This window comes from Streptomyces sp. RLA131 (assembly GCF_056270125.1).
This window is the reverse complement of sequence record NZ_JBWDOQ010000002.1, coordinates 6,639,914-6,661,649: the sequence shown is the minus strand read 5'-3', so window position 1 is coordinate 6,661,649 and position 21,736 is coordinate 6,639,914. Positions and strand designations below refer to the sequence as shown.

The following is a 21,736-nucleotide window of genomic DNA, read 5'->3' as shown; positions in this document are numbered from 1 at the left end:
GAGCTACATCCTGACAGCGTTCCCCTGCGCTGACCAGCCCCGGGCCACAAACAGAAAATACCTCGGGTGCACGTCTTGACTGGCACCTGGGGGCTATCTACGTTTCCACCAGAAAAACGTTTGCTCAATGAGTCGCACAGGTGGCCGAACAGGCTGCAGGAAGCGACGGGTAGCCGCACCGACAGCCCGACACGCCGGGACTTCGTCGAGTCGCCGACCCCCGACCTCTTCGGAGAGCCATGCCCCGCACACGCTCCACCTCGCCCGTCACCGGTCCGGTCCGTCCCGGTCCGGGTGCCCACACGACGCTGCGGCCCGCCGCCGCGGAGGTGCGCGCCGGTTTCTGGCACACGCGCCGCGAGGTCAACGCGCGCACCTCCATACCCCAGGGGCCGGAACTGCTGGAGTCCGCAGGGAATCTGCACAATCTGCGGTTGGCGGCGGGCACGGCCGACGGCGAGTTCCAGGGCGCGTACCCGTTCGTGGACACGGACATCTACAAGTGGCTGGAGGCCGCCGCCTGGCAGCTCGCCCAGCCCGGGGACGACCCGTCGGAGAACGACGCACTGGCCTCCGACGTGGAACGCGTCATCGCCCTCGTCGCCGCCGCCCAGCAGCCCGACGGCTATCTCAACACCTGGTTCCAGCTGGTCAAGGGCGGCGAGCGTTACCGGGACCTGCGCTGGGGCCACGAGCTGTACTGCGCGGGACACCTGATCCAGGCGGCGGTCGCCCACCACCGGGCCACCGGACGCGACGAACTCCTCGACGTGGCACGCCGCTTCGCCGACCACATCGACTCGGTCTTCGGGCCGCCGGGCAGCGGCAAGCCCATCGACGGCGTCGACGGCCACCCCGAGGTCGAGACGGCACTGGTGGAGCTGTACCGGGAGACCGGCGAACGCCGCTACCTGGACCTGGCGGGTTACTTCGTGGACCGTTTCGGCCACGGCCTGCTCGGCGGCGAGGCCTACTGCCAGGACCGCGTGCCGCTGCGCGACGCGGTCGACGTCGAGGGCCACGCCGTACGCCAGCTCTACCTGCTGGCGGCCGCGGCCGACCTGGCCGCCGAGACGGGCGACGCAGGACTGCGCGCGGCCACCGAGCGGCTGTGGCAGGCGATGACCACCACCAAGACCCATATCACCGGCGGGCTCGGCGCCCACCACGACAAGGAGGACTTCGGCGACCCGTTCGAGCTGCCCACCGAACGCGCCTACTGCGAGACCTGCGCCGCCATCGCCTCGATCCAGTGGAGCTGGCGCATGGCCCTGCTCACCGGACAGACCCGCTACAGCGACCTGATCGAGCGCACCCTGTACAACGGCTTCCTGGCGGGTGTCTCCCTGGACGGGGAGAGCTGGCTGTACGTCAACCCCCTCCAGGTCCGCGACGGGCACACGGACCCCGGCGGTGACCAGTCGGCCCGCCGCACCCGCTGGTTCCGCTGCGCGTGCTGCCCCCCGAACGCCATGCGGCTGCTGGCCGGCCTGGAGCACTACCTGTCCTCCGCCGACGGGCAGGGCCTGCAGATCCACCAGTACGTCACCGGCCGCTACCGCGGTGACCTCGACGGCGCCCCCGTCGCCGTGAGCGCCCGCACCGACTACCCCTGGCACGGCGCGATCACCCTGACGGTCGAGGAGAGCCCGGCGGACCGGCCCTGGACCCTGTCACTGCGCGTTCCGCAGTGGTGCCGTACGTACCGGGTCCGGTGCGGCGACCGGACCTACGACCAGACGGACGCCCCCGTCACGGAGGGCTGGCTGCGCCTGGAGCGCCCGTGGGCGCCGGGCGAGCAGGTCTTCCTGGAACTCGACATGGAGCCCCGGTTCACCGCCGCCGACCCCAGGGCGGATGCCGTACGCGGCTGCGTGGCCATCGAGCGCGGCCCGCTGGTGTACTGCCTGGAGCAGGTGGACCACCCCGGCGGGGGACTGGACGACATCGTCCTCGACACCACCCGCCCGCTCGGCGTGAAGCACCGACCGGATCTGCTCGGCGGCGTCACCACCGTGGTGGCCGCCGGCCACCGCCGGCACCTCCCGGCCGCCGACTGGTGGCCCTACCGGTCCACCGGCGGCGGCCCCGACACCGCGCCGCCGTCCGGTGAGCCCGTCGAACTCACCGCGATCCCCTACTCGCACTGGGCCAACCGGCGCAGCGGCAGCATGCGCGTCTGGCTGCCCACTTCCTGAACGACCCATCAGCCGGCGCGACCCGTCGGTATCGCGCCACCCCCTGTCACCCCGCCCCGGCTCCTCCGGGACGAATCGCACTCATGACAACGAGGTCATCCCCGTGAGACACACCCGTCGTAACCTCCTCGCCGCCGCTGTCGCCGTCGGCGCCCTCGCCTCCGTCACCGCCTGCAGCGGTGGTTCCGGCACCGGCACCACGTCCTCCGGCAAGTCCGCCCGGTACACCTTCTGGGACCCCTACCCGCAGTTCGACGCGTCCTCCGCCTGGGGCAAGCAGGTGGCCAAGTGCGGCACCCAGGCCGGCGTCACGGTCAAGCGGACCGGGTACGACACCACGGACCTGGGCAACAAGGCGCTGCTCGCCGCCCAGCAGGGCAACGCGCCCGACGTGATGCTCGTGGACAACCCCGTGGTCTCCACCCTGGTGGAGGCCGGGATCCTGACCAAGAGCAGCGACATCGGGCTGGACACCACGTCGATCCAGAAGAACGTCATCGGCGCCGGAACGGTGGACGGTGCCTCCTACGGCGTGCCGATCGGCGCGAACACCCTGGCGCTGTACTACAACGCGTCCGTGCTGTCGGCCGCCCACGTCGACCCCGCCTCGATCAAGGACTGGGCCTCGCTCACCGCCGCCCTGAAGAAGGTCAAGTCGGCCGGCAAGAAGGGCATCACCTTCTCCGCGATCGGCACCGAGGAGGGAAGCTTCCAGTTCCTGCCCTGGTTCTGGGGCGCGGGCGGTGACCTCACCAAGCTCGACGCCGCCCAGGGCGTGGCCGCCCTGTCGCTGTGGAAGGGATGGGTCGCCGACGGCCTCGCGCCGCACGACGTGCTGAACAACACGCAGACCACCAGCTGGCAGGAGTTCGCCACCGGCGACTACGCCTTCGGCGAGAACGGCACCTGGCAGCTCGCCAACGCCGAGAAGGCCGGCTTCAAGTACGGCGTGATCAGCATCCCGGCCAGGAGCGGCGGCGCCGCCCCGGTCCCCACCGGCGGCGAGTTCGTCACCGTCCCCGTGCAGAAGGACACCTCGCGCTACGCCGTGAGCAAGAAGATCGTCACCTGCCTGACCAGCGCGAAGAACCTGCTGGCCACCGACACCACCTTGTCGTACATCGCCCCGACCGCGGCAGTGCAGGCCCAGCAGGTCGCGCAGAACGCGAAGCTGAAGCCCTGGGTGACAGCGGTGGCGGCGGCCCGGGGCCGCACCAGCGGCGGACTGGGCGTCAAGTACCCCGTCATCTCGCAGCAGTTGTGGGCGGCGGTACAGGCAGGACTGTCCGGCGGCAAGACCCCCCAGGCGGCCCTGGACGCCGCGCAGCAGGCCGCCCACACCGGCTGACGCCGCCGCGGCTGCCGTACGTGCTGTCCGGACATCGCCACCCCGTGTCCCACTGAGGAGTCCCCGCATGACCACTGCCCATGCTGACCGTGCTCAGCGGTCCGAGGCCGTGTCCGGAACCACTGACGGCCAAGCGGCGGACACCGGTGCCGACCGGCGCGACGCGCAGTCGCGTCGGCGGCGCCAGCAGCGTAAGAGCCGGCTGACCGCCTGGACGTTCATCGCACCGCTGGCCGTCTATCTCACCGCCTTCTACGTCTATCCGCTCTACCGCAATCTCGACCTGAGTCTGCGCGACTACACGGTCCGGTCGTTCGTGGACAACAACGCGGCCTTCTCCGGCTGGGACAACTTCTCGCGCGTTCTGGACGACCCCACGTTCGGCCCGGCGCTGCGCAACACCATGGTGTTCACGCTCGCGTCGATCCTGTTCCAGTACACGGCCGGCCTCGGCCTGGCGGTCTTCTTCAACCGCCGCTTCCCGCTCGCGGCCACCCTCAGAGCGCTGTTCCTGATCCCCTGGCTGCTGCCGCTCATCGTTTCCGCGTCGACCTGGTCGTGGATGTTCAACAGCGAGTCCGGGGTGATCAACTACGCACTGCACCTGGCCGGCGTCGGCCAGGTCGACTGGCTCACCTCACCCGACTGGGCGCTGACGTCCGTCATCATCGCCAACATCTGGATCGGCATCCCGTTCAACCTGGTGATCCTCTACAGCGGCCTGCAGAACATTCCCGCCGAGCTCTACGAGGCCGCCGCGCTGGACGGCGCCGGCCGCCTGCAGCAGTTCCGACACATCACCTTCCCGCTGCTGCGACCGGTCTCCGCCATCACCGTGCTGCTCGGCCTCATCTACACCCTCAAGGTCTTCGACCTGATCTGGATCATGACCAAGGGCGGCCCCGGCGACGCCTCGAACACCCTGGCCACCTGGTCCTACCGGCTCGGATTCGGCTCGCTGCTCCCGAAGTTCGGTCCCGGCGCGGCCGTCGGCAACATCCTCATCCTCATCGCCCTCGTCTTCGGACTGCTCTACATCCGCGTCCAGAGGAGGCAGGAATCATGACCTCGAACACCAACCGGGTCCGGCGTTCGCCCGGCAGTACCGCCATCGCCCTCCTGCTCACCGCACTGATGCTCTTCCCGGTGTACTGGATGGTCAACGTGTCCCTCACCCCGCAGCAGGACATGCGCAAGAGCCCGCCCGACCTCCTCCCGCTCCACCCCACCTTCGAGGGCTACCACGCGGTTCTGCGGGACCAGTTGCCCTATCTGGCCACCAGCCTGCTGATCGGCGTCGGCACCGTCGTCGTCACCCTCGCCCTGTCCGCCCCGGCCGGCTTCGCCCTGGCCAAGCTTCGTCCGGTCGGCGGCGGCATCCTCAGTCTCGTCCTGCTGGTCGCCCAGATGATCCCGGGCATCGTCATGGCCATGGGCTTCTACGCCGTCTTCCTCAGCGGCGGGATGCTGAACTCCTGGTGGGGACTGATCATCGCGGACTCCACCATCGCCGTCCCCTTCGCCGTCATGATCTTCACGGCCTTCATGTCCGGCATACCCGGCGAACTCATCGCGGCCGCCCGCATCGACGGCGCCGGTACCTGGCGCACCTTCTGGTCCGTCGTCCTGCCGGTCAGCCGCAACGCCGCCGTCACCGTCTCCCTGTTCAGCTTCCTGTGGGCCTGGTCCGACTTCGTCTTCGCCAACACCCTCGACGGCGGCGGCGAAATGCGCCCGATCACCCTCGGCATCTACCACTACATCGGCAACAACAACCAGGAGTGGAACGCCATCATGGCGACCGCCGTCGTCGCCTCGGTACCCGCCACCGTCCTGCTCGTCGTCGCGCAGCGCTACGTCGCCGCCGGCGTCACCGCGGGCGCGGTCAAGGACTGACCGGGCATGCCGGCCACCGAACCGCCGGCGGAGCGGGAACGCGCCCCGCCCGGGCCCCGCCCCGCGCACAGCACAGGCCGCCACGCTCACGGCTGTCCGGTCTCCGACCAACCGGCCCACCGGTACCCAGCCACAGCTCCCCCCACCACTGCGCCGCACCCAAGCCCCCATCCTCAGGAGAGCCGCTGATGTCACACCTGAGCCCCCGTCACCGCACCCGGCCCCATGGCCGCGGCACCGCCGCCGTTGTGGTCGCGGCCCTGGCAGCCACCGCCGGCGTCCTCACCGGCGCACCCGCCAACGCCGCCCCCACCTCGTCGACGACCCTGGTCGTCAACGCCGCCCAGACCCTGCGGTCCGTCACCCATGTCGCCACGGGCAGCCTCTACGGGCTCGCCACCGCCGCCACCCCGGCCGACAGTCTCGTCCAGCCGCTGAAGCCGAACACCTTCGTCCAGATGGCACCCGGCGGATCGCAGCTGCCCAACGGCGAACCGGCACCGGCGGGTGACGCCCTGGTCGTCGCCTCCAAGGCTGCCAACGCCGGGGCCAAGGTGGTCGTCCGGATGCCCGACTGGTATCCCGACTTCCCCTACAAGTGGGTGAGCTGGAGCAACTGGCTGTCCGCCGTCGACACCCAGGTCGCCTCCGTGAAGGCGTCCGGCGCCACCAACATCAGCGCGTACGAGCTGTGGAACGAGCCCGACTGGACCTGGGACACCACCAACGCCGGGGCCTTCGACGCGGGTTGGGCGCGCACGTTCAAGGAGGTGCGCACCAAGGACACCACCACCCCCGTCCAGGGCCCCAGCTACGCCGGGTGGAACCAGAGCTCGATGAGCCAGTTCCTCACCGACGCCAAGGCCAGCGGCACCGTCCCGGACATCATCGCCTGGCACGAACTCGGGGGCAGCCAGGACATCGCCGCCCATGTCTCGGCATACCGCTCCCTGGAGAGCAGCCTCGGCATCAGCCCGCGGCCCATCTCCATCGAGGAGTACGCCACCCCCACCGAGGTGGGTGTGCCCGGACCGCTGGTCGGCTACGTCGCCAAGTTCGAGCGGGCCGGCGTCCACGACGCCGAACTCGCCTTCTGGAACCACTACGGCACCCTGGGCGACACCCTGACCGACACCGGCGGATCACCCAACGGCTCCTACTGGCTCTACAAGTGGTACGGCGACATGTCCGGGAACATGCTCACCACCACGCCCCCCGCCCAGACCGGCATCGACGGCGCCGCCTCGCTCAGCGGCGACGGCAAGAAGATCAGCGTCATCGCCGGCGGCGGCACCGGCTCCAACGCGGTCACCGTCAACGGCCTCGGCTCCCTGTCGTCCTTCGGCAGCACCGTCCACGTCAAGCTGGAGTACACCCCCTCCAAGGGCCGCACCACCGCCGTCTCCGCCCCGATCACCATCTCCGACGCCGACTACACGGTCAGCAACGGCTCCATCACCGTCCCCGTCGCCATGAACGCCTCCGACGGCTACCACCTGGTCGTCACTCCCAGCGGCACGTCCACCTCGCTGGCGGGGCGCTACCAGATCACCAACAAGAACAGCGGCCTCGCCCTGGACACCCTGAGCGCCGGAACCGCACAGGGCACCGCCGTCGTACAGGCCACCTCCAGCACCGGCACCGACCAGAACTGGACCCTGGCTGCCGCGGGCTCGGGCCTCTACAAGATCGTCAATCAGAAGAGCGGCCTGCTGCTCGGCATCACCAACATGAGCACCGGTGACGGAGGCACCGCTCTCATCTGGGGCGACACCGGCACCGCCGACCACCTCTGGCAGCTCATCCCGGACGGCAACGGCTACTACAAGATCGCCAACTACAACAGCGGCCTCCTGCTCGGCGTCAACGGCATGAGCACCGCGACCGGCGCCCAGGTCCTCCAGTGGACCGACAACGGCACCGCCGACCACCTGTGGACCCTCACCGCCCGCTGAGCGCCCCCATCCGAACGGCCCCGTGCCTGCCCGCCGAGGCGGGCACGGGGTCCGTCCGTCATGGACAGGGCTGCGAGCACCTCAGTCGGCGTCCGAGCCCAGCTTCGAATGCATGATCATGTCCCGTCGTCCGTCTCCGATCCGCTGCCAGTCGCGCAGGAGTCCCTCGCGCTGGAAACCGGCACGCTTGGCCGTGCGGAGCGAAGCGGTGTTCCACGGCTCGACGAGCAACTGGAGACGAGGGATCCGCAGATCACGCAGTGCCCAGGTGGATACCGCGCCGAGCGCGGCGGCCGCGGCCCCTCGGCCGCGAGCGGATCCAACGATCCAGTAGCCGAGAGAGGCGCGGCCCTGGCCCCGTTCCTGCAACCACAGGCCGACCGTCCCGACAGGCCGGTCGGCCTTCACGCTGACAATCACGAACGGATAGCCGGTGCGGTCGGTCACCCGTTTCCACTGGCGGCGGATGAAAGCCGTCCCGGCCTCGTCCGAGTAGACGGCCGGGACGGTCGTGATGAGCGGAATGTAGTCGTCGCCGGCCGCTTCACGGACCAGCGGCAGGTCACCGAGCTGCCAGGCGCGCAACACGAAATCGTCACCGGCGGCCATCCGAGGAACGTGGAGCGGCAGGTCCATGCCATAACTCTGCCACGGACGCGGGCCGGACGGCGTGGCTTTGTCCGGTGGCTCAGACCGGGGGCTCACACCGGGGGCTCACACCGGGGGCCGGGGGTCGTACTGGATGCCCCGGCGGACCTCACGCGCGCGCTCCGGCGAAGCCAGCCGACCGACCAGGTGGAGAGCCATGTCGATGCCGGCCGAGACACCGGCAGAGGTGATCACGTCACCGTCGTCAACGAACCGCTCTTCCTCGCGCACGTCGATCGTGGGGTCGAGTTCCGCGAGCAGATCAAGTGCGCCCCAGTGCGTGGTGGCGGGACGGTCGCGCAGCAGCCCGGCTGCCGCGAACACCAGCGCGCCGGTGCACACGCTTGTCATCAGCGGCACGGTCCGGCTCTGGCCGCGAACCCAGTCCAGGTGCTGGGCGTCCTTGAGCTGGGGGCGGGTCCCCCTGCCGCCCGGGTGCAGCAGCACCTCCAGCGCAGGCATGTCGGCCAGCGAGTGGTGCGCCTGGACGGTCAAGCCCTTCGAGCACGTGACGGGGCCGCCGTTGCCGGAGACGCAGAACACGTTCCAGCCGTCGTCGGGGAAGTTCCTCGTCCAGTACGACAGGACCTCCCACGGCCCGATCGCGTCCAGCTCCTCGACGTCCGGAAACAGCAGGATTCCGATCTGGCGCACTTCTCCGTCACTCATTAACTGATCCAAGCAGCCCACAGCGGCCGGCAGCGGACGCGAGCGGGCCGTCCCGCCCCCAGCGCCGGGCAGCGGTCTCAGAAGTTCATCGTGGACGCCACATAGACCATCGGCCGGACCGGGTTCACCAGGTCGACGGTGATCCGGTGGTCCGGCTTGTCGCCGTGCTGCTTGATCGTGACCCCGGCCCAGTCGTGGCCCTCGCCGAAGGTCCAGTGCGAGGTCCGCCGCTGCTTGGCGGTGAGCGTGACGGTGCCGTCCCGGAGCGCCTCGCGGCTGGTGCCCACCTGGGCCAGGAAGGTGTCGAGGCCGCCCGGGCTGGTGCTGAACTTCACGTAGAGCGTGCTGGTGGCCCAGGAGTTGGTCTCCAGGTAGCCGACCTGCTGCGACCCGTGCGGGACGGGGATCTCGTAGATGCGCCGCTGCACCCTGGTCGGCCACCAGTACGTCATCTTGTACGCGGCGGCCTGCTGCCGCTTGACCTCGCCGCCGTCGTGGCTCTGCGCGGCCGAGATCAGCACATAGCCGATCGGCACCAGTATCAGCAGCGGCACGACCGTCCACTGGACCCAGCGCGGCGGCTTCCTGGGGGGCACGGAGGTGGCCCGTACGGTACTCACTTGCCGAAGACCTCCGCGAGGCGTTCATAGCGTTCCACCCGGCGCCGGTTGGCGCGTCGGAAGCGCCGGGCCACCAGCCGGGCCAGGTCGGCCGCCCCGACCATCCCGGCCTCCGGGCCGAGCTGCGCCTTGGCGATACGGGCCTCCGGCCGGTAGCCGCGCCCGGTGAGATGCCGCCGGAAGGCGTCCCGGGCGGGGCCGATCAGCAGGTCGTCGGCGGCGCTGACGCCGCCGCCGATGACGAAGCAGGACGGGTCCAGGGCCGCCGCCAGATTGGCGATGCCCACGCCCAGCCACTGGCCGATGTCCTGGAACAGCTCGATGCACATCGCGTCGCCCTCGCGGGCCAGCTCGGTGATCAGCGGGCCGGTGATGTCCCCGACGTTCCCGCCGACCCGGTCGATGATCCCGTACGCCACCGGCGACTCGGCCAGCGCCAGCTCCCGGGCCTCCCGGACCAGCGCGTTGCCGCTGCTGTACTGCTCCCAGCAGCCCCGGTTGCCGCAGGGGCAGCGGTGTCCGCCCGGCACGACCTGCATATGGCCGAACTCGCCGGCCACTCCGTAACGGCCCCGCTTGACCTGGCCGTCCTCCAGGATCGCGCCGCCGATGCCGGTGCCCAGTGTGATCATCACCAGGTCGTTCTCGCCCCGGCCGGCCCCGAAGCGCCACTCCGCCCAGGCGGCGGTGTTGGCGTCGTTGTCGACCATCACCGGCACCCGCAGCCGCTCGGTCAGCCGGTCCTTGAGCGGCTCGTCCCGCCAGGACAGGTGGGGCGCGAACAGCACCCGTGAGCGGTCCGCGTCCACCCAGCCGGCCGCCCCGATGCCCACCGCGTGCACGTCATGCCGTTCGGACAGGTCCAGCACCAGTTCGGTGATGGTGTCCTCGACCACCTTGGGGCTCTTGGACTTGTCCGGGGTCTCGGTGCGCAGCTTCTCCAGGATGTTGCCGTCCGCGTCGACGACCCCCGCCATCACCTTCGTGCCGCCGATGTCGATGCCCACCGTGGGCACCCGTGGCGCGGTCAGGTGGGAGCGGCGCTCCCGGCGGCCCACCGTGCTCAGCAGCGTGCTGCTGCTCGACGAGCGGGTGACTGCGCCTCGGTACGACCGGTCGCGGTATGTGGTCATCGGGTCTGGCCGTCTCTCCGGTCGGGGGCATGGCAAGCGGGTGTCCCCGCCGATTCTGCCTCACCGGCGCCGCGTCGCGCTCCGCCGTCCGGTCTCTCAGGGGCGGACGAGGAGCTGGAACTCGAAGGCGTAGCGCGACGCCCGGTAGATGTGGGTGCCGTACTCGACCGCGCGGCCCTTGTCGTCGTAGGTGGTCCGGCGCATGGTCAGCAGGGCCGCGCCCGGCTGCTCGGCGAGCAGTTCGCCCTCCTCGGCGCTGGCGCTGCGGGCGCCTATGGCCTGCTGGGCGCTGTGCAGGGTGACACCGGCGCCGCGCAGCAGCCGGTACAGCCCGGTGGCCTCCAGCTTGTCGGTGGCGAGGTCGAGGAGGTCGGTGGGGAGGTAGTTGCACATGTACGCCATGGGCTCGCCGTAGGTGGAACGCAGGCGTTCCAGGACCACGACGTCGCTGCCCTCGGCGACGGCGAGCGCGGCGGCGACCTCGGCGGAGGCGGGCACCGTCTCGTTGCGCCGCACCTGGGTGGCGGGGCTCTGGCCGGCGGCCTGGAGGTCGTCGTAGAGGCTGCTCAGCTCCAGCGGGCGCTTGACCTGGCTGTGCACGACCTGGGTGCCGACGCCCCGGCGGCGGACCAGCAGCCCCTTGTCGACCAGGGACTGGATGGCCTGGCGGACGGTGGGCCGGGACAGGCCCAGCCGTCCGGCCAGTTCGATCTCGTTGCCCAGGAGGCTGCCCGGGGCGAGCCGGCCGTGCTCGATCGCGCCTTCCAGCTGTTGGGCGAGCTGGTAGTAGAGCGGCACCGGGCTGGAGCGGTCCACGGCGAAGTCGATGAGAGCGGACTGTGGCTTGGGCACGGGGGGAGCGTATCGGCCCGCGCCGCTGTCATGGAACTCAGACATCACATTGTCCGAACATACTGCTCCTTGTGTACATGGCCGGTGTCCTCGGTCACTCGGTCGTGGCCCGGTAAACGGTTGTCCTCGATCGCCGGACGGCCCTCGCTAGAGGTGGTGGCGGCGGTCGGCGACGTGGCGTTCGTATGTCTTGCGGGCCTCGATCGCGGCCGGGCGGGCGGCGACCTCGGCGACGGGGACGTCCCACCAGGCCTGGGCGGCGGGGGCGGTCGCGGCCGGGTCCGTCTCGACGTAGACGCAGGTCGGACGGTCGGAGGCGCGGGCGGCCGCCAGCGCCTCGCGCAGCTCGCGCACCGTCGCGGCGCGGATCACGTCCATGCCGAGGCTGGCGGCGTTGGCGGCCAGGTCGACCGGCAGCGGCTCGCCGCTGAAGGTGCCGTCGGCGGCCCGGTAGCGGTAGGCGGTGCCGAAGCGCTCGCCGCCGACCTGCGAGGACAGTCCGCCGATGGAGGCGTAGCCGTGGTTCTGGATGAGGACCAGGTTGACATTGACGCCCTCCTGGACGGCGGTGACGATCTCGGTCGGCATCATCAGATAGGTGCCGTCGCCGACCAGCGACCAGACCGGCGTGGTGGGGGCGGCCATCCGGACGCCGATGCCGGCCGGGATCTCGTAGCCCATGCAGGAGTAGCCGTACTCCAGGTGGTACTGGCGGGGGCCCCGGGCGCGCCACAGCTTGTGCAGGTCACCGGGGAGGGAGCCGGCGGCGTTGATGACCACGTCGTCCTCGCCGACGACGGAGTCCAGGGCGCCCAGCAGCTGGGTCTGGGTGGGGCGGGCCTCCTGGTCGGGGGCGGCGTAGGCGGCCTCGACGACCCGGCCCCAGCGCTGCTTGCCGGCCGCGTACTCGGCTTCGTACGCCGGGTCGACACGGTGGCCGGCCAGCGCCGCGGCGAGGGCTTCGAGGCCGGAGCGGGCGTCGGCGACCAGCGAGAGGGCGGACAGCTTGTGGGCGTCGAAGGAGGTGATGTTGAGGTTGAGGAAGCGCACGTCCGGGTTCTGGAAGAGCGTGGCGGACGCGGTGGTGAAGTCGCTGTAGCGGGTGCCGACGCCGATGACCAGGTCGGCGGTGCGGGCCAGGTCGTCGGAGACGGCGGTGCCGGTGTGGCCGATCCCGCCGAGGTCGGCGGGGTGGTCGTGGCGCAGCGAGCCCTTGCCGGCCTGGGTGGAGGAGACGGGGATGCCGGTGGCGTCGGCCAGGGCCTTCAGCGCGTCCTCTGCCTCGCTGTGGTGGATGCCGCCACCGGCGACGATCAGCGGCCGGCGCGCCCGGCGCACCGCCGCCGCGGCGTCCGCGAGCGCCGCCGGGTCGGCGGCCGGGCGCCGTACGTGCCAGATCCGCTCGGCGAAGAACTCCTCGGGCCAGTCGAAGGCCTCGGCCTGGACGTCCTGCGGCATGGCCAGGGTGACCGCGCCGGTCTCGGCGGGGTCGGCCAGCACCCGCATGGCGTTCAGGGCGGCGGGGATCAGCGACTCGGGGCGTACGACGCGGTCGAAGTACCTCGACACCGGCCGCAGCGCGTCGTTGACCGAGATGTCGCCGGAGACCGGGTGCTCCAGCTGCTGCAGTACGGGGTCGGCGACCCGGGTGGCGAAGGAGTCGCCGGGGAGGAGCAGGACCGGGATCCGGTTGACGGTGGCGAGCGCGGCGCCGGTGACGAGGTTGGTGGCGCCGGGGCCGATGGAGGTCGTCACGGCCTGGGCGGAGAGCCGGTTGAGCTGGCGGGCGTAGCCGACGGCGGCGTGCACCATGGACTGCTCGTTGCGGCCCTGGTGGTAGGGCATGACGTCCTGCGCCTCGACGAGCGCCTGGCCGATCCCGGCGACGTTGCCGTGGCCGAAGATGCCCCAGGTGCCGCTGATCAGCCGGTGGCGGATGCCGTCCCGTTCGGTGTGCTGGGCGGCCAGGAACCGCACCAGCGCCTGGGCGACGGTCAGGCGGCGGGTGGAGTTGCGGCTCATCAGGACCTCTCGGGGGCGGTGTAGAGGGGCAGGCGGGGGTCGACGGGCAGGTCGGGCCAGGTCTCGCGGATCCAGGCGTGGTCGGGGTGGTCGCAGATCAGCCAGGCGCGTTCGGCGCCCGGGCCCGCCATCACGTTGAGGTAGTACATGTCGTGGCCGGGGACGGCCATCGACGGGCCGTGCCAGCCGTCGGGAATCAGGACGACGTCGCCGTCGCGGACCTCGGCCAGGACGTCGGTGCCCCGGCCGTTGCCGGACGGCGAGACCCGCTGGTAGCCCAGGCCCGCCCGGCCGTGGGCCCGCGCGATCTCGAAGTAGTAGATCTCCTCCAGCCGCGACTCGCCCTCCCGGTCCTCGTCGTGCTTGTGCGGCGGGAAGGAGGACCAGTTGCCGCCCGGGGTGACGACCTCGACCGCGATCAGCCTGTCGCACTCGAAGACCCCGGCGGCGCCGAAGTTGTTGACCTGGCGCGAGCAACTGCCGCTCCCCCGCAGTTCGACGGGGACCGACGACGCGGGACCGTAGCGGGCGGGCAGCCGCCGCTCGCAGCGGGCGCCGGTCAGGGCGAAGCGGCCGCCGGCCTCGCTGGCGATGGAGACGTGCGCGTCCCGGGGGACGTACGCGAAGTCGCTGACGCCGGTGAAGACGGACTCCCGGCCGGTGAGCCGGAAGGTCTCGCCGCCGACGGCGACGGTGCACGAGCCGGCGAGCGGGATGACGATCCACTCGCTGTCGCCGGTGGCGAAGTCGTGCCACCCGCCGGGCCGCAGTTCGAGGACCCGCAGGGACGAGTGGTCCCAGCCGGCCCGCTCGGGGTCGATGTCGACGGCGTACGGGCCGTCCGCGGCCCTGCCCGCCGCCAGGTGGTTTTCGGTGCCGGTGGTCATGGTCCGAGCCTCCCCTTTCTCCGTCCGGTCCGTCACAGCAGTCCGACGGCCGTGTCGACGGCGGTCTCGACGCTGCCCTCCGCCGGGTAGAGCAGCGAGCGGCCGACGACCAGCCCCTGGACGGTGGGCAGGCGCAGCGCCTTGCGCCACTTCTCGTACGCGGCGTCCTGTTCCCTGCCGACCTCGCCGCCCAGCAGGACGGCCGGCAGGGTCGAGGTCTCCATGACCCCGGCCATCTCGTCGACGTCGTCGGTGACGGGGAGCTTGAGCCAGGTGTAGGCGGAGGTGCCGGCCAGGCCGGAGGCGATGGCGATGGACTTGGTGACGGCTTCGGCGCTGAGGTCGTTCACCACCTTGCCGTCGATACGGCGGGAGATGAACGGCTCGACGAAGACCGGGAGCCGCCGTTCGGCCATGTCGTCGATGGCACGGGCGGTGGAGAGCATGGTGGTCAGCGAGCCGGGGTCCTGGTAGTCGATCCGCATCAGCAGCTTGCCGGCGTCGAAGTTCAGGCGCGCTATGTCCTGGGGTCGGTGGCCGGTGAAGCGGTCGTCGAGCTCGAAGGCGGCGCCGGACAGGCCGCCCCGGTTCATCGAGCCCATGACGACCTTGCCTTCGAGGGCACCGATCAGCAGCAGGTCGTCCAGGATGTCGGCGGTGGCGAGCACCCCGTCGACGCCGGGCCGCGCGAGGGCCACGCAGAGCCGTTCCAGCAGGTCGGCGCGGTTGGCCATGGCGAACTTGCGGTCGCCGACGGCGAGCGCGCCGCGTGCCGGGTGGTCGGCGGCGACGATCATCAGCCGGCCGCTGTCGCCGATCAGGGGGCGGCGGACGCGGCGGGCCGCCGCCTCGCCGATCGCCTCCGGGTGCCGGGTCCGCACCCTCACGAGGTCGGAGATGCTGATGCTCAACGGTTGCTCTCTTCTCGCAGGAGGTCCTCGACCTCGGACTCGGTGGGCATCGCGGAGGAGCAGGCGAGCCGGGAGGCGACCAGGGCGCCGGCCGCGTTGGCGTACCGCATGATCCGCGCGGGCTCCCAGCCGGCGAGCAGGCCGTGGCAGAGCGAGCCGCCGAAGGCGTCGCCGGCGCCGAGGCCGTTGACCACCTCGACCGGGACCGGCGGGACCTCGGCGGTGGTGCCGTCGCGGTGCACGGCGAGTACGCCCTTGGGGCCCTGCTTGACCACGGCCAGTTCCACGCCGGCCGCGAGCAGTGCCTCGGCGCAGGCGCGGGGTTCGCGTACTCCGGTGGCGATCTCGCACTCGTCGAGGTTGCCGACGGCGACGGTGACGTGTTTCAGGGCCTCGGCGTAGAACGGGCGGGCCTCGGCGGGGTCCTTCCAGAACATGGGCCGCCAGTCGAGGTCGAAGACCGTGATCCCGCTCCTGGCACGCTCGCGGAGCGCGGTGAGCGTGGCGGTGCGGCTGGGCTCCGCGCACAGACCGGTGCCGGTGATCCAGAAGATGCGGGCGGCGCGGATCGCGTCCAGGTCCAGTTCCCCGGGGCGGATCTCCAGGTCGGGGGCCTTGGGCAGCCGGTAGAAGTAGAGGGGGAAGTCGTCCGGCGGGAAGATCTCGCAGAAGGTGACCGGGGTCGGCCAGGCGTCGACGGGGGTGACCCAGCGGTCGTCGACGCCGAAGCCCTTGAGCGCCTGGTGGCAGTACTCGCCGAAGGGATCGTTGCCGGTGCGGCTGATCACGGCGGCGGAGCGGCCGAGCCGGGCGGCGGCCACCGCCACATTGGTGGCGGACCCGCCGAGGAACTTCCCGAAAGTCTCCACCTGAGGCAGGGGCACTCCGGTCTGCAGCGGGTAGATATCCACCCCGATGCGGCCCATCGTGATCAGGTCGTACGGCTCGGTCATGGGTTGCGCTCCTTGTTGTCCGTGTCGCCCTCTGTCTAGCCGCGCCAGGAGAGCGCTGTCAACAGTATGTCCTTACATTCGAACGTTCAGAGTCTGTGTGCCACTTGACGTTATTGCGTCGTTACGTCGAGATGAATTGATGTCCTTACAAAATCTTGACAGGCGTCCGGCCGAGGAGTTTGCTCCCGTTCTGCAACGGCCGCGTCAACGTACGACTTCCGATCCCCCCTCTCAACGCAGCGAGGTGCAGGACCGATGGAACGCAGTACCAGAACCCGCAGGATCACCGCCGTCTCCGCCGCATGTGCCGCAGCCCTGCTGTTCGCGGGCTGCTCCAGCAGTTCCGGCGGCAAGCAGGCCGAGACATCCTCGGGCGGCGGATCGGCGGGCAAGGCCGACACCGCCCGTATCAAGATCGCGATGATCACCCACGCCGGCCCCGGCGACACCTTCTGGGACCTGGTGCGCAAGGGCGCCAAGGCCGCTGCCGCCAAGGACAACATCGACCTGGTCTACTCCAGCGATCCCAACGCCGCCACCCAGGCCAACCTGATCCAGAACGCCATCGACCAGAAGGTCGACGGCATCGCGGTCACCCTGGCCAAGCCCGACGCGATGAAGGACGCCGTCAAGAAGGCGGAGGCGGCCGGCATCCCCGTCGTCGGCCTCAACTCCGGCCTCGACAACTGGAAGAGCCAGGGTCTGCTGGAGTACTTCGGCCAGGACGAGAGCGTCGCAGGCGAGGCGTTCGGCGAGAAGCTCAACACGCTCGGGGCCAAGCACGCCCTCTGTGTGATCCACGAGCAGGGCAACGTCTCCCTCGAAGCCCGGTGCGCCGGCGTCAGGAAGACGTTCAAGGGCAAGACCGAGAACCTCTACGTCAACGGCACCGACCAGCCCTCCGTGAAGTCGACCGTCACCGCCAAGCTCAAGCAGGACTCGTCCGTCGACTACGTGGTCACGCTGGGCGCCCAGACGGCGCTCACCGCCGTCGGATCGGTGTCGGACGCGGGCAGCAAGGCGAAGGTCGCGACCTTCGACCTCAACAAGGACCTGGTCAAGGCCATCCAGGCGGGCACCATCGACTTCGCCGTCGACCAGCAGCCCTACCTGCAGGGCTACCTCGCGGTCGACTCCCTGTGGCTGTACAAGTTCAACGGCAACTACAGCGGCGGCGGCGTGCAGCCGGTGCTGACCGGTCCGGCGTTCGTCACCAAGGACAACGTCGACACCGTCGCGAAGTTCGCCGCGAAGGGTACCCGGTGACCATGGCTCACACTGCCGCGCCGGCGGCGAGTTCCTCGCCGCCGGCCCCCGCCCCCGACGCGGACGGCCGGACAGCCGGGCGCTCCCTGCTGCGGCGGCTGCTGGGCCGCCCGGAGATCGGCGCGCTGATCGCGGCCGTCGGCGTCTACCTGTTCTTCTTCGCGGTGGCGCCGTCCTTCCGGGAGGCGGGCTCGCTGGCCACGGTGCTCTACCAGGCCTCGGTGATGGGCATCATGGCGCTGCCGGTGGCGCTGCTGATGATCGGCGGCGAGTTCGACCTCTCCGCCGGCGTCGCGGTGACCACCTCGGCCCTGACCGCCAGCATCTTCGCCTTCCAGCTGAGCATGAACGTCTGGGTCGGCGTGGTCGTCGCCCTGGCGGTCTCCCTGGGCATCGGGGCGCTCAACGGATACATGCTGGTCAGGACCGGACTGCCGAGCTTTCTGATCACCCTGGCCACCTTTCTGATGCTCCAGGGCGCCAACCTCGCCGTCACCAAGATCTTCACCGGCAATGTCGCCACCGACGGCATTGCCGACATGGACGGCTTCGGCCAGGCCAAGAAGGTCTTCGCCTCGGAGATCCGCATCGGCGGGGTCGATCTGAAGATCACCGTGATCTGGTGGCTGGTCTTCGCCGCGCTGGCCACCTGGATTCTGCTGCGGACCCGGTTCGGCAACTGGACGTTCGCGGTCGGCGGCAACCAGGACAGCGCGCGGGCGGTCGGCGTGCCGGTGACCTTCACCAAGATCGCGCTGTTCATGGCGGTCGGCTTCGGCGCCTGGTTCACCGGTATGCACCTGCTGTTCTCGTTCAACACCGTGCAGTCCGGCGAGGGCGTCGGCAACGAGTTCCTGTACATCATCGCGGCCGTCATCGGCGGCTGCCTGCTCACCGGCGGCTACGGCTCGGCGATCGGCTCGGCGATCGGTGCCTTCATCTTCGGCATGGTCTCGCAGGGCATCGTGTACGCGAACTGGAACCCCGACTGGTTCAAGTTCTTCCTCGGCGTGATGCTGCTGGTCGCCACGCTGGTCAATCTGTTGGTCCGCCGCCAGGCGACGAGGAGGTGAACGCCATGACCGAAGCGAAGACCGGAGCGAGCACCGCGGCTCAGCCGGACGTCCCCGTCGTCTCCCTCAGGGCCGTCGGCAAGTCGTACGGGAACATCCGCGCCCTGCACGGCGTGGACCTGGACGTCCGGCCAGGCCGGGTGACCTGCGTCCTGGGCGACAACGGGGCCGGCAAGTCCACCCTGATCAAGATCGTCTCCGGGCTGCACCAGCACACCGAGGGCGAGTACCGGATCGACGGCGGGCCGGTGCGTCTGAACACCCCCCGGGAGGCCCTGGACCTCGGTATCGCCACCGTCTACCAGGACCTGGCCACCGTGCCGCTGATGCCGGTGTGGCGGAACTTCTTCCTCGGCTCGGAGGTGACGCGCGGCCCCTGGCCGGTGCGCCGGCTCGACATCGCCGCCATGAAGAAGACCGCCGACCAGGAGCTGCGGGCCATGGGCATCGTCCTGGACGACCTGGACCAGCCCATCGGCACCCTGTCCGGCGGTCAGCGCCAGTCCGTGGCCATCGCCCGCGCCGTCTACTTCGGCGCCCGTGTCCTGATCCTGGACGAGCCCACCGCCGCGCTCGGGGTCAAGCAGTCCGGGGTGGTGCTGAAGTACATCGCGGCCGCCCGCGACCGGGGGCTGGGGGTCATCTTCATCACCCACAACCCGCACCACGCCTACATGGTCGGCGACCACTTCACCGTACTGCGGCTCGGCACCCTCGAACTGAGCGCCGCCCGCAGCGAGGTGAGCCTGGAGGAGCTGACCAACCACATGGCAGGCGGCGCCGAGCTGGCCGCGCTCAAGCACGAGCTGGCGCAGGTGCGCGGGGTGGACGTGGAGGAGCTGCCCGAGCTGGAGGACATCGCGGAGCCCGCCGCCGGAAGCGGGACCCACGACAGGACTGGCGACAGGACTGGCGACAGGACCCGCGACAGGACCGCCGACGGGACCGGCAGTGAGACCGACGGCAGGGCCGGCGGCACGGCGTCCTGACAGTACGACAACCGCTGACATGACGTCCGAATGTCAGGACTAAGTATTGACGGCCGCCCGGCGGACCGCGAAGCTTCAACCGGTGGAGCTTCGCGGACGTCCCGGTCCCCGGCGCACCACCGAGACCGATCCACTGATCCACCTGTGCCCCGGTCAGCGAAGACCGGCGAGAGGAGCCCTCCTCATGACCGCCCCCTCACCCGCTCTGGACCGGATCCGGATCGGCTCGGCCCCCGACTCCTGGGGCGTGTGGTTCCCCGACGACCCGCAGCAGGTCCCCTGGCAGCGCTTCCTCGACGAGGTCGCCGACTCGGGGTACTCCTGGATCGAACTCGGCCCGTACGGCTACCTGCCGACCGACCCGGCCCGGCTCACCGAGGAGACCTCCAGCCGGGGGCTGACCGTCTCCGCCGGCACCGTCTTCACCTCCCTGCACAAGGGCGAGGCGGTCTGGGACGCCACCTGGCAGCACGTCGGCGAGGTCGCCGCGCTCACCCAGGCCATGGGCGCCCGGCACCTGGTGGTCATCCCGTCCTTCTGGCGTGACGACAAGACCGCGGAGATCATCGACACCCCCGAACTGTCCGCCGAGCAGTGGCACAACCTGGCCACCGGCATGGAGCGGCTCGGCCGGCAGGTCCGCGACACCTACGGGCTGGACATCGTCGTGCACCCGCACGCCGACACCCACATCGACACCGAGAGCCACGTCGAGCAGTTCCTCGACGCGACCGACTCCGACCTGGTCAACCTCTGCCTGGACACCGGCCACTACGCCTACTGCGGCGGCGACAGCGTCAAGCTCATCGAGACGTACGGCGAGCGGATCGGCTATCTGCACCTCAAGCAGGTCGACCCGGAGATCCTGGCCGACGTCGTGGCGAACGGCGTCCCCTTCGGCCCGGCGGTCCGGCGCGGCGTGATGTGCGAACCGCCCAGCGGCGTACCGGCCCTGGAACCGGTGCTGGCCGCCGCGCAGAACCTGGGCGTGGACCTGTTCGCCATCGTCGAGCAGGACATGTACCCGTGCCCGCCGGACCAGCCGCTGCCGATCGCCCAGCGCACCCGCAAGTTCCTGCGCTCCTGCGGTGCGTAGCGCGCCACCCTCCCAGCACGGCCACCCGGACACCCGCACCCGCACCCGCACCACCGATACGAGGAATCACATGACCAGCCACGGAACGCTCGGCGTAGCCGTCATCGGAACCGGTCGCATGGGCGCCGACCACGTCCGCCGCCTCACGGACGTGATCAGCGGCGCCCGGGTCGCCGCCGTGGTCGACATCGACGCCGAGCGCGTCAAGGCCGTCGCCGACGGCATCGAGGGCTGTGCCGCCTACACCGACCCGGCCCAGGCGATGGCCGACCCGGAGGTGGACGCGGTACTCATCGCCTCGCCCGGCCCGGCCCACGAGGCCGCGCTGCTGGCCGCCTTCGAGGCGGACCTGCCGGTGCTGTGCGAGAAGCCGCTCACCCCCGACGCCGCCTCCGCGCTGCGGGTACTGGAGGCGGAGCAGCGGCTCGGCCACCGCCGGGTGCAGGTCGGCTTCATGCGCCGCTACGACCGGGAGTACATGAAGCTCAAGGCCCTGCTGGTCTCGGGTGAACTGGGCCGTCCGCTGATGCTGCACAACCGGCACCGCAACGCCTCCGTACCGCCCGGCTTCACCAGCGCCATGCTCATCAACGACTCCGTCGTGCACGAGATGGACGTGACGCGCTGGCTGCTGGAGCAGGAGATCACCGCGGTCACGGTGCTGCGCCCGAAGGCGTCCGGGAACGCCCCCGAGGGCCTGGACGACCCGCAGTTCGTGATCTTCGAGACGGACGGCGGCGCGCTGGTCGACGTCGAGATCAACGTCAGCTGCGGCTTCGGCTACCAGGTGCAGGCCGAGGCGGTGTGCGAGAACGGCACGGCCCGCATGGGCGACGTCCACGACCTGCTCGTCAACACCGCCGGCCGCTGGGGCGGCACCATCGCCCCGGACTTCGTCGAGCGCTTCGAGGAGGCGTACGACCGCGAGGTGCAGGCCTGGGTGGACGCCACCCGCCGCGGCGAGGTCACCGGTCCGAGCATCTGGGACGGTTACGCGGCCGCCGCCGTGTGCGAGGCCGGCGTACGCGCCCAGACCGAGGGCCGCCGGGTGGAGGTCGAGATGATCGAGCGCCCCGCGCTGTACCGGGACTGAGACCGTGAGACCGCTCCCGGCCCCCGCGTGATCCGGCACGCCTCCTGGTGACAGACGGCCCGCCCCCGGCGCGGGCGGGGAGCCGCCTCCCCCGCTCCCCCGCCCGCGCCGCCACCTCCACGGAAGG

General features: G+C 70.7%; 19 protein-coding genes. 10 read left to right on the top strand and 9 right to left on the bottom strand.

Going from position 1 to position 21,736, the window contains the following annotated elements:
* The first annotated feature begins 239 nt into the window (after positions 1-239).
* The 5 genes from RWE79_RS31060 to RWE79_RS31040 all read left to right on the top strand — a co-directional run bounded on the left by RWE79_RS31060 (position 240) and on the right by RWE79_RS31040 (position 7,397).
* A complete protein-coding gene (locus RWE79_RS31060) occupies positions 240-2,198 on the top strand; it encodes a glycoside hydrolase family 127 protein (protein WP_475943400.1) in 1,959 nt (652 codons plus the stop codon).
* A 103-nt stretch (positions 2,199-2,301) separates the two neighbouring features.
* Entirely contained in the window at positions 2,302-3,546 is a 1,245-nt protein-coding gene (locus RWE79_RS31055) for a sugar ABC transporter substrate-binding protein (RefSeq protein ID WP_475943399.1), read from the top strand.
* 67 nt (positions 3,547-3,613) lie between these two features.
* Positions 3,614-4,612, top strand: a complete 999-nt coding sequence (locus RWE79_RS31050; RefSeq protein WP_475943398.1) for a carbohydrate ABC transporter permease — start codon at positions 3,614-3,616, stop codon at positions 4,610-4,612.
* Positions 4,609-5,442: a carbohydrate ABC transporter permease gene (locus tag RWE79_RS31045; protein ID WP_475943397.1), complete on the top strand. Its 834-nt coding sequence runs from the start codon at positions 4,609-4,611 to the stop codon at positions 5,440-5,442. Before RWE79_RS31050 ends, RWE79_RS31045 begins: the two co-directional genes overlap by 4 nt.
* Positions 5,443-5,630: 188 nt before the next feature.
* The gene (locus RWE79_RS31040) at positions 5,631-7,397 is read left to right on the top strand and encodes an RICIN domain-containing protein (protein ID WP_475943396.1); all 1,767 of its coding nucleotides are present in this window, start codon (positions 5,631-5,633) and stop codon (positions 7,395-7,397) included.
* A gap of 81 nt (positions 7,398-7,478) precedes the next feature.
* On the opposite strand, the gene RWE79_RS31035 is transcribed toward RWE79_RS31040, so the two are convergent.
* The 9 genes from RWE79_RS31035 to iolC form a co-directional block, all read right to left on the bottom strand.
* Positions 7,479-8,033, bottom strand: coding sequence for a GNAT family N-acetyltransferase (locus RWE79_RS31035; protein WP_475943395.1), 555 nt, complete (start codon positions 8,031-8,033; stop codon positions 7,479-7,481).
* A gap of 78 nt (positions 8,034-8,111) precedes the next feature.
* On the bottom strand, positions 8,112-8,714 hold the full coding sequence (locus RWE79_RS31030; RefSeq protein ID WP_475943394.1) for a DJ-1/PfpI family protein: 603 nt from the start codon (positions 8,712-8,714) through the stop codon (positions 8,112-8,114).
* 77 nt (positions 8,715-8,791) lie between these two features.
* On the bottom strand, positions 8,792-9,334 hold the full coding sequence (locus tag RWE79_RS31025; RefSeq protein WP_475943393.1) for a hypothetical protein: 543 nt from the start codon (positions 9,332-9,334) through the stop codon (positions 8,792-8,794).
* Complete coding sequence (locus RWE79_RS31020) at positions 9,331-10,467, bottom strand: ROK family glucokinase (protein WP_475943392.1); 1,137 nt, start codon at positions 10,465-10,467, stop codon at positions 9,331-9,333. Before RWE79_RS31020 ends, RWE79_RS31025 begins: the two co-directional genes overlap by 4 nt.
* Before the next feature lie 96 nt (positions 10,468-10,563).
* Positions 10,564-11,319, bottom strand: coding sequence for a GntR family transcriptional regulator (locus RWE79_RS31015; protein ID WP_475943391.1), 756 nt, complete (start codon positions 11,317-11,319; stop codon positions 10,564-10,566).
* A 147-nt stretch (positions 11,320-11,466) separates the two neighbouring features.
* Positions 11,467-13,341, bottom strand: a complete 1,875-nt coding sequence (iolD, locus tag RWE79_RS31010) for a 3D-(3,5/4)-trihydroxycyclohexane-1,2-dione acylhydrolase (decyclizing) (RefSeq protein ID WP_475943390.1) — start codon at positions 13,339-13,341, stop codon at positions 11,467-11,469.
* Positions 13,341-14,228, bottom strand: a complete 888-nt coding sequence (gene iolB / locus RWE79_RS31005) for a 5-deoxy-glucuronate isomerase (protein ID WP_475943389.1) — start codon at positions 14,226-14,228, stop codon at positions 13,341-13,343. The genes iolD and iolB overlap by 1 nt, the downstream gene beginning before the upstream one ends.
* A 32-nt stretch (positions 14,229-14,260) precedes the next feature.
* A complete protein-coding gene (locus RWE79_RS31000) occupies positions 14,261-15,139 on the bottom strand; it encodes a Cgl0159 family (beta/alpha)8-fold protein (protein WP_475943388.1) in 879 nt (292 codons plus the stop codon).
* Positions 15,136-16,092, bottom strand: a complete 957-nt coding sequence (gene iolC / locus RWE79_RS30995; protein WP_475943387.1) for a 5-dehydro-2-deoxygluconokinase — start codon at positions 16,090-16,092, stop codon at positions 15,136-15,138. Before iolC ends, RWE79_RS31000 begins: the two co-directional genes overlap by 4 nt.
* A 255-nt stretch (positions 16,093-16,347) precedes the next feature.
* On the opposite strand from iolC, the gene RWE79_RS30990 reads away from it, so the two are divergent.
* From RWE79_RS30990 to RWE79_RS30970, 5 genes are all read left to right on the top strand, one after another.
* Positions 16,348-17,358, top strand: a complete 1,011-nt coding sequence (locus tag RWE79_RS30990) for a sugar ABC transporter substrate-binding protein (protein WP_475943386.1) — start codon at positions 16,348-16,350, stop codon at positions 17,356-17,358.
* Between the two features lie 2 nt (positions 17,359-17,360).
* Positions 17,361-18,431: an ABC transporter permease gene (locus tag RWE79_RS30985; RefSeq protein WP_475943385.1), complete on the top strand. Its 1,071-nt coding sequence runs from the start codon at positions 17,361-17,363 to the stop codon at positions 18,429-18,431.
* A 5-nt stretch (positions 18,432-18,436) separates the two neighbouring features.
* The gene (locus tag RWE79_RS30980; protein ID WP_475943384.1) at positions 18,437-19,420 is read left to right on the top strand and encodes an ATP-binding cassette domain-containing protein; all 984 of its coding nucleotides are present in this window, start codon (positions 18,437-18,439) and stop codon (positions 19,418-19,420) included.
* Positions 19,421-19,604: 184 nt separating this feature from the next.
* Positions 19,605-20,516, top strand: a complete 912-nt coding sequence (locus RWE79_RS30975) for a sugar phosphate isomerase/epimerase family protein (protein WP_475943383.1) — start codon at positions 19,605-19,607, stop codon at positions 20,514-20,516.
* A 70-nt stretch (positions 20,517-20,586) separates the two neighbouring features.
* Entirely contained in the window at positions 20,587-21,609 is a 1,023-nt protein-coding gene (locus tag RWE79_RS30970; protein WP_475943382.1) for a Gfo/Idh/MocA family protein, read from the top strand.
* Positions 21,610-21,736 lie beyond the last annotated feature (127 nt).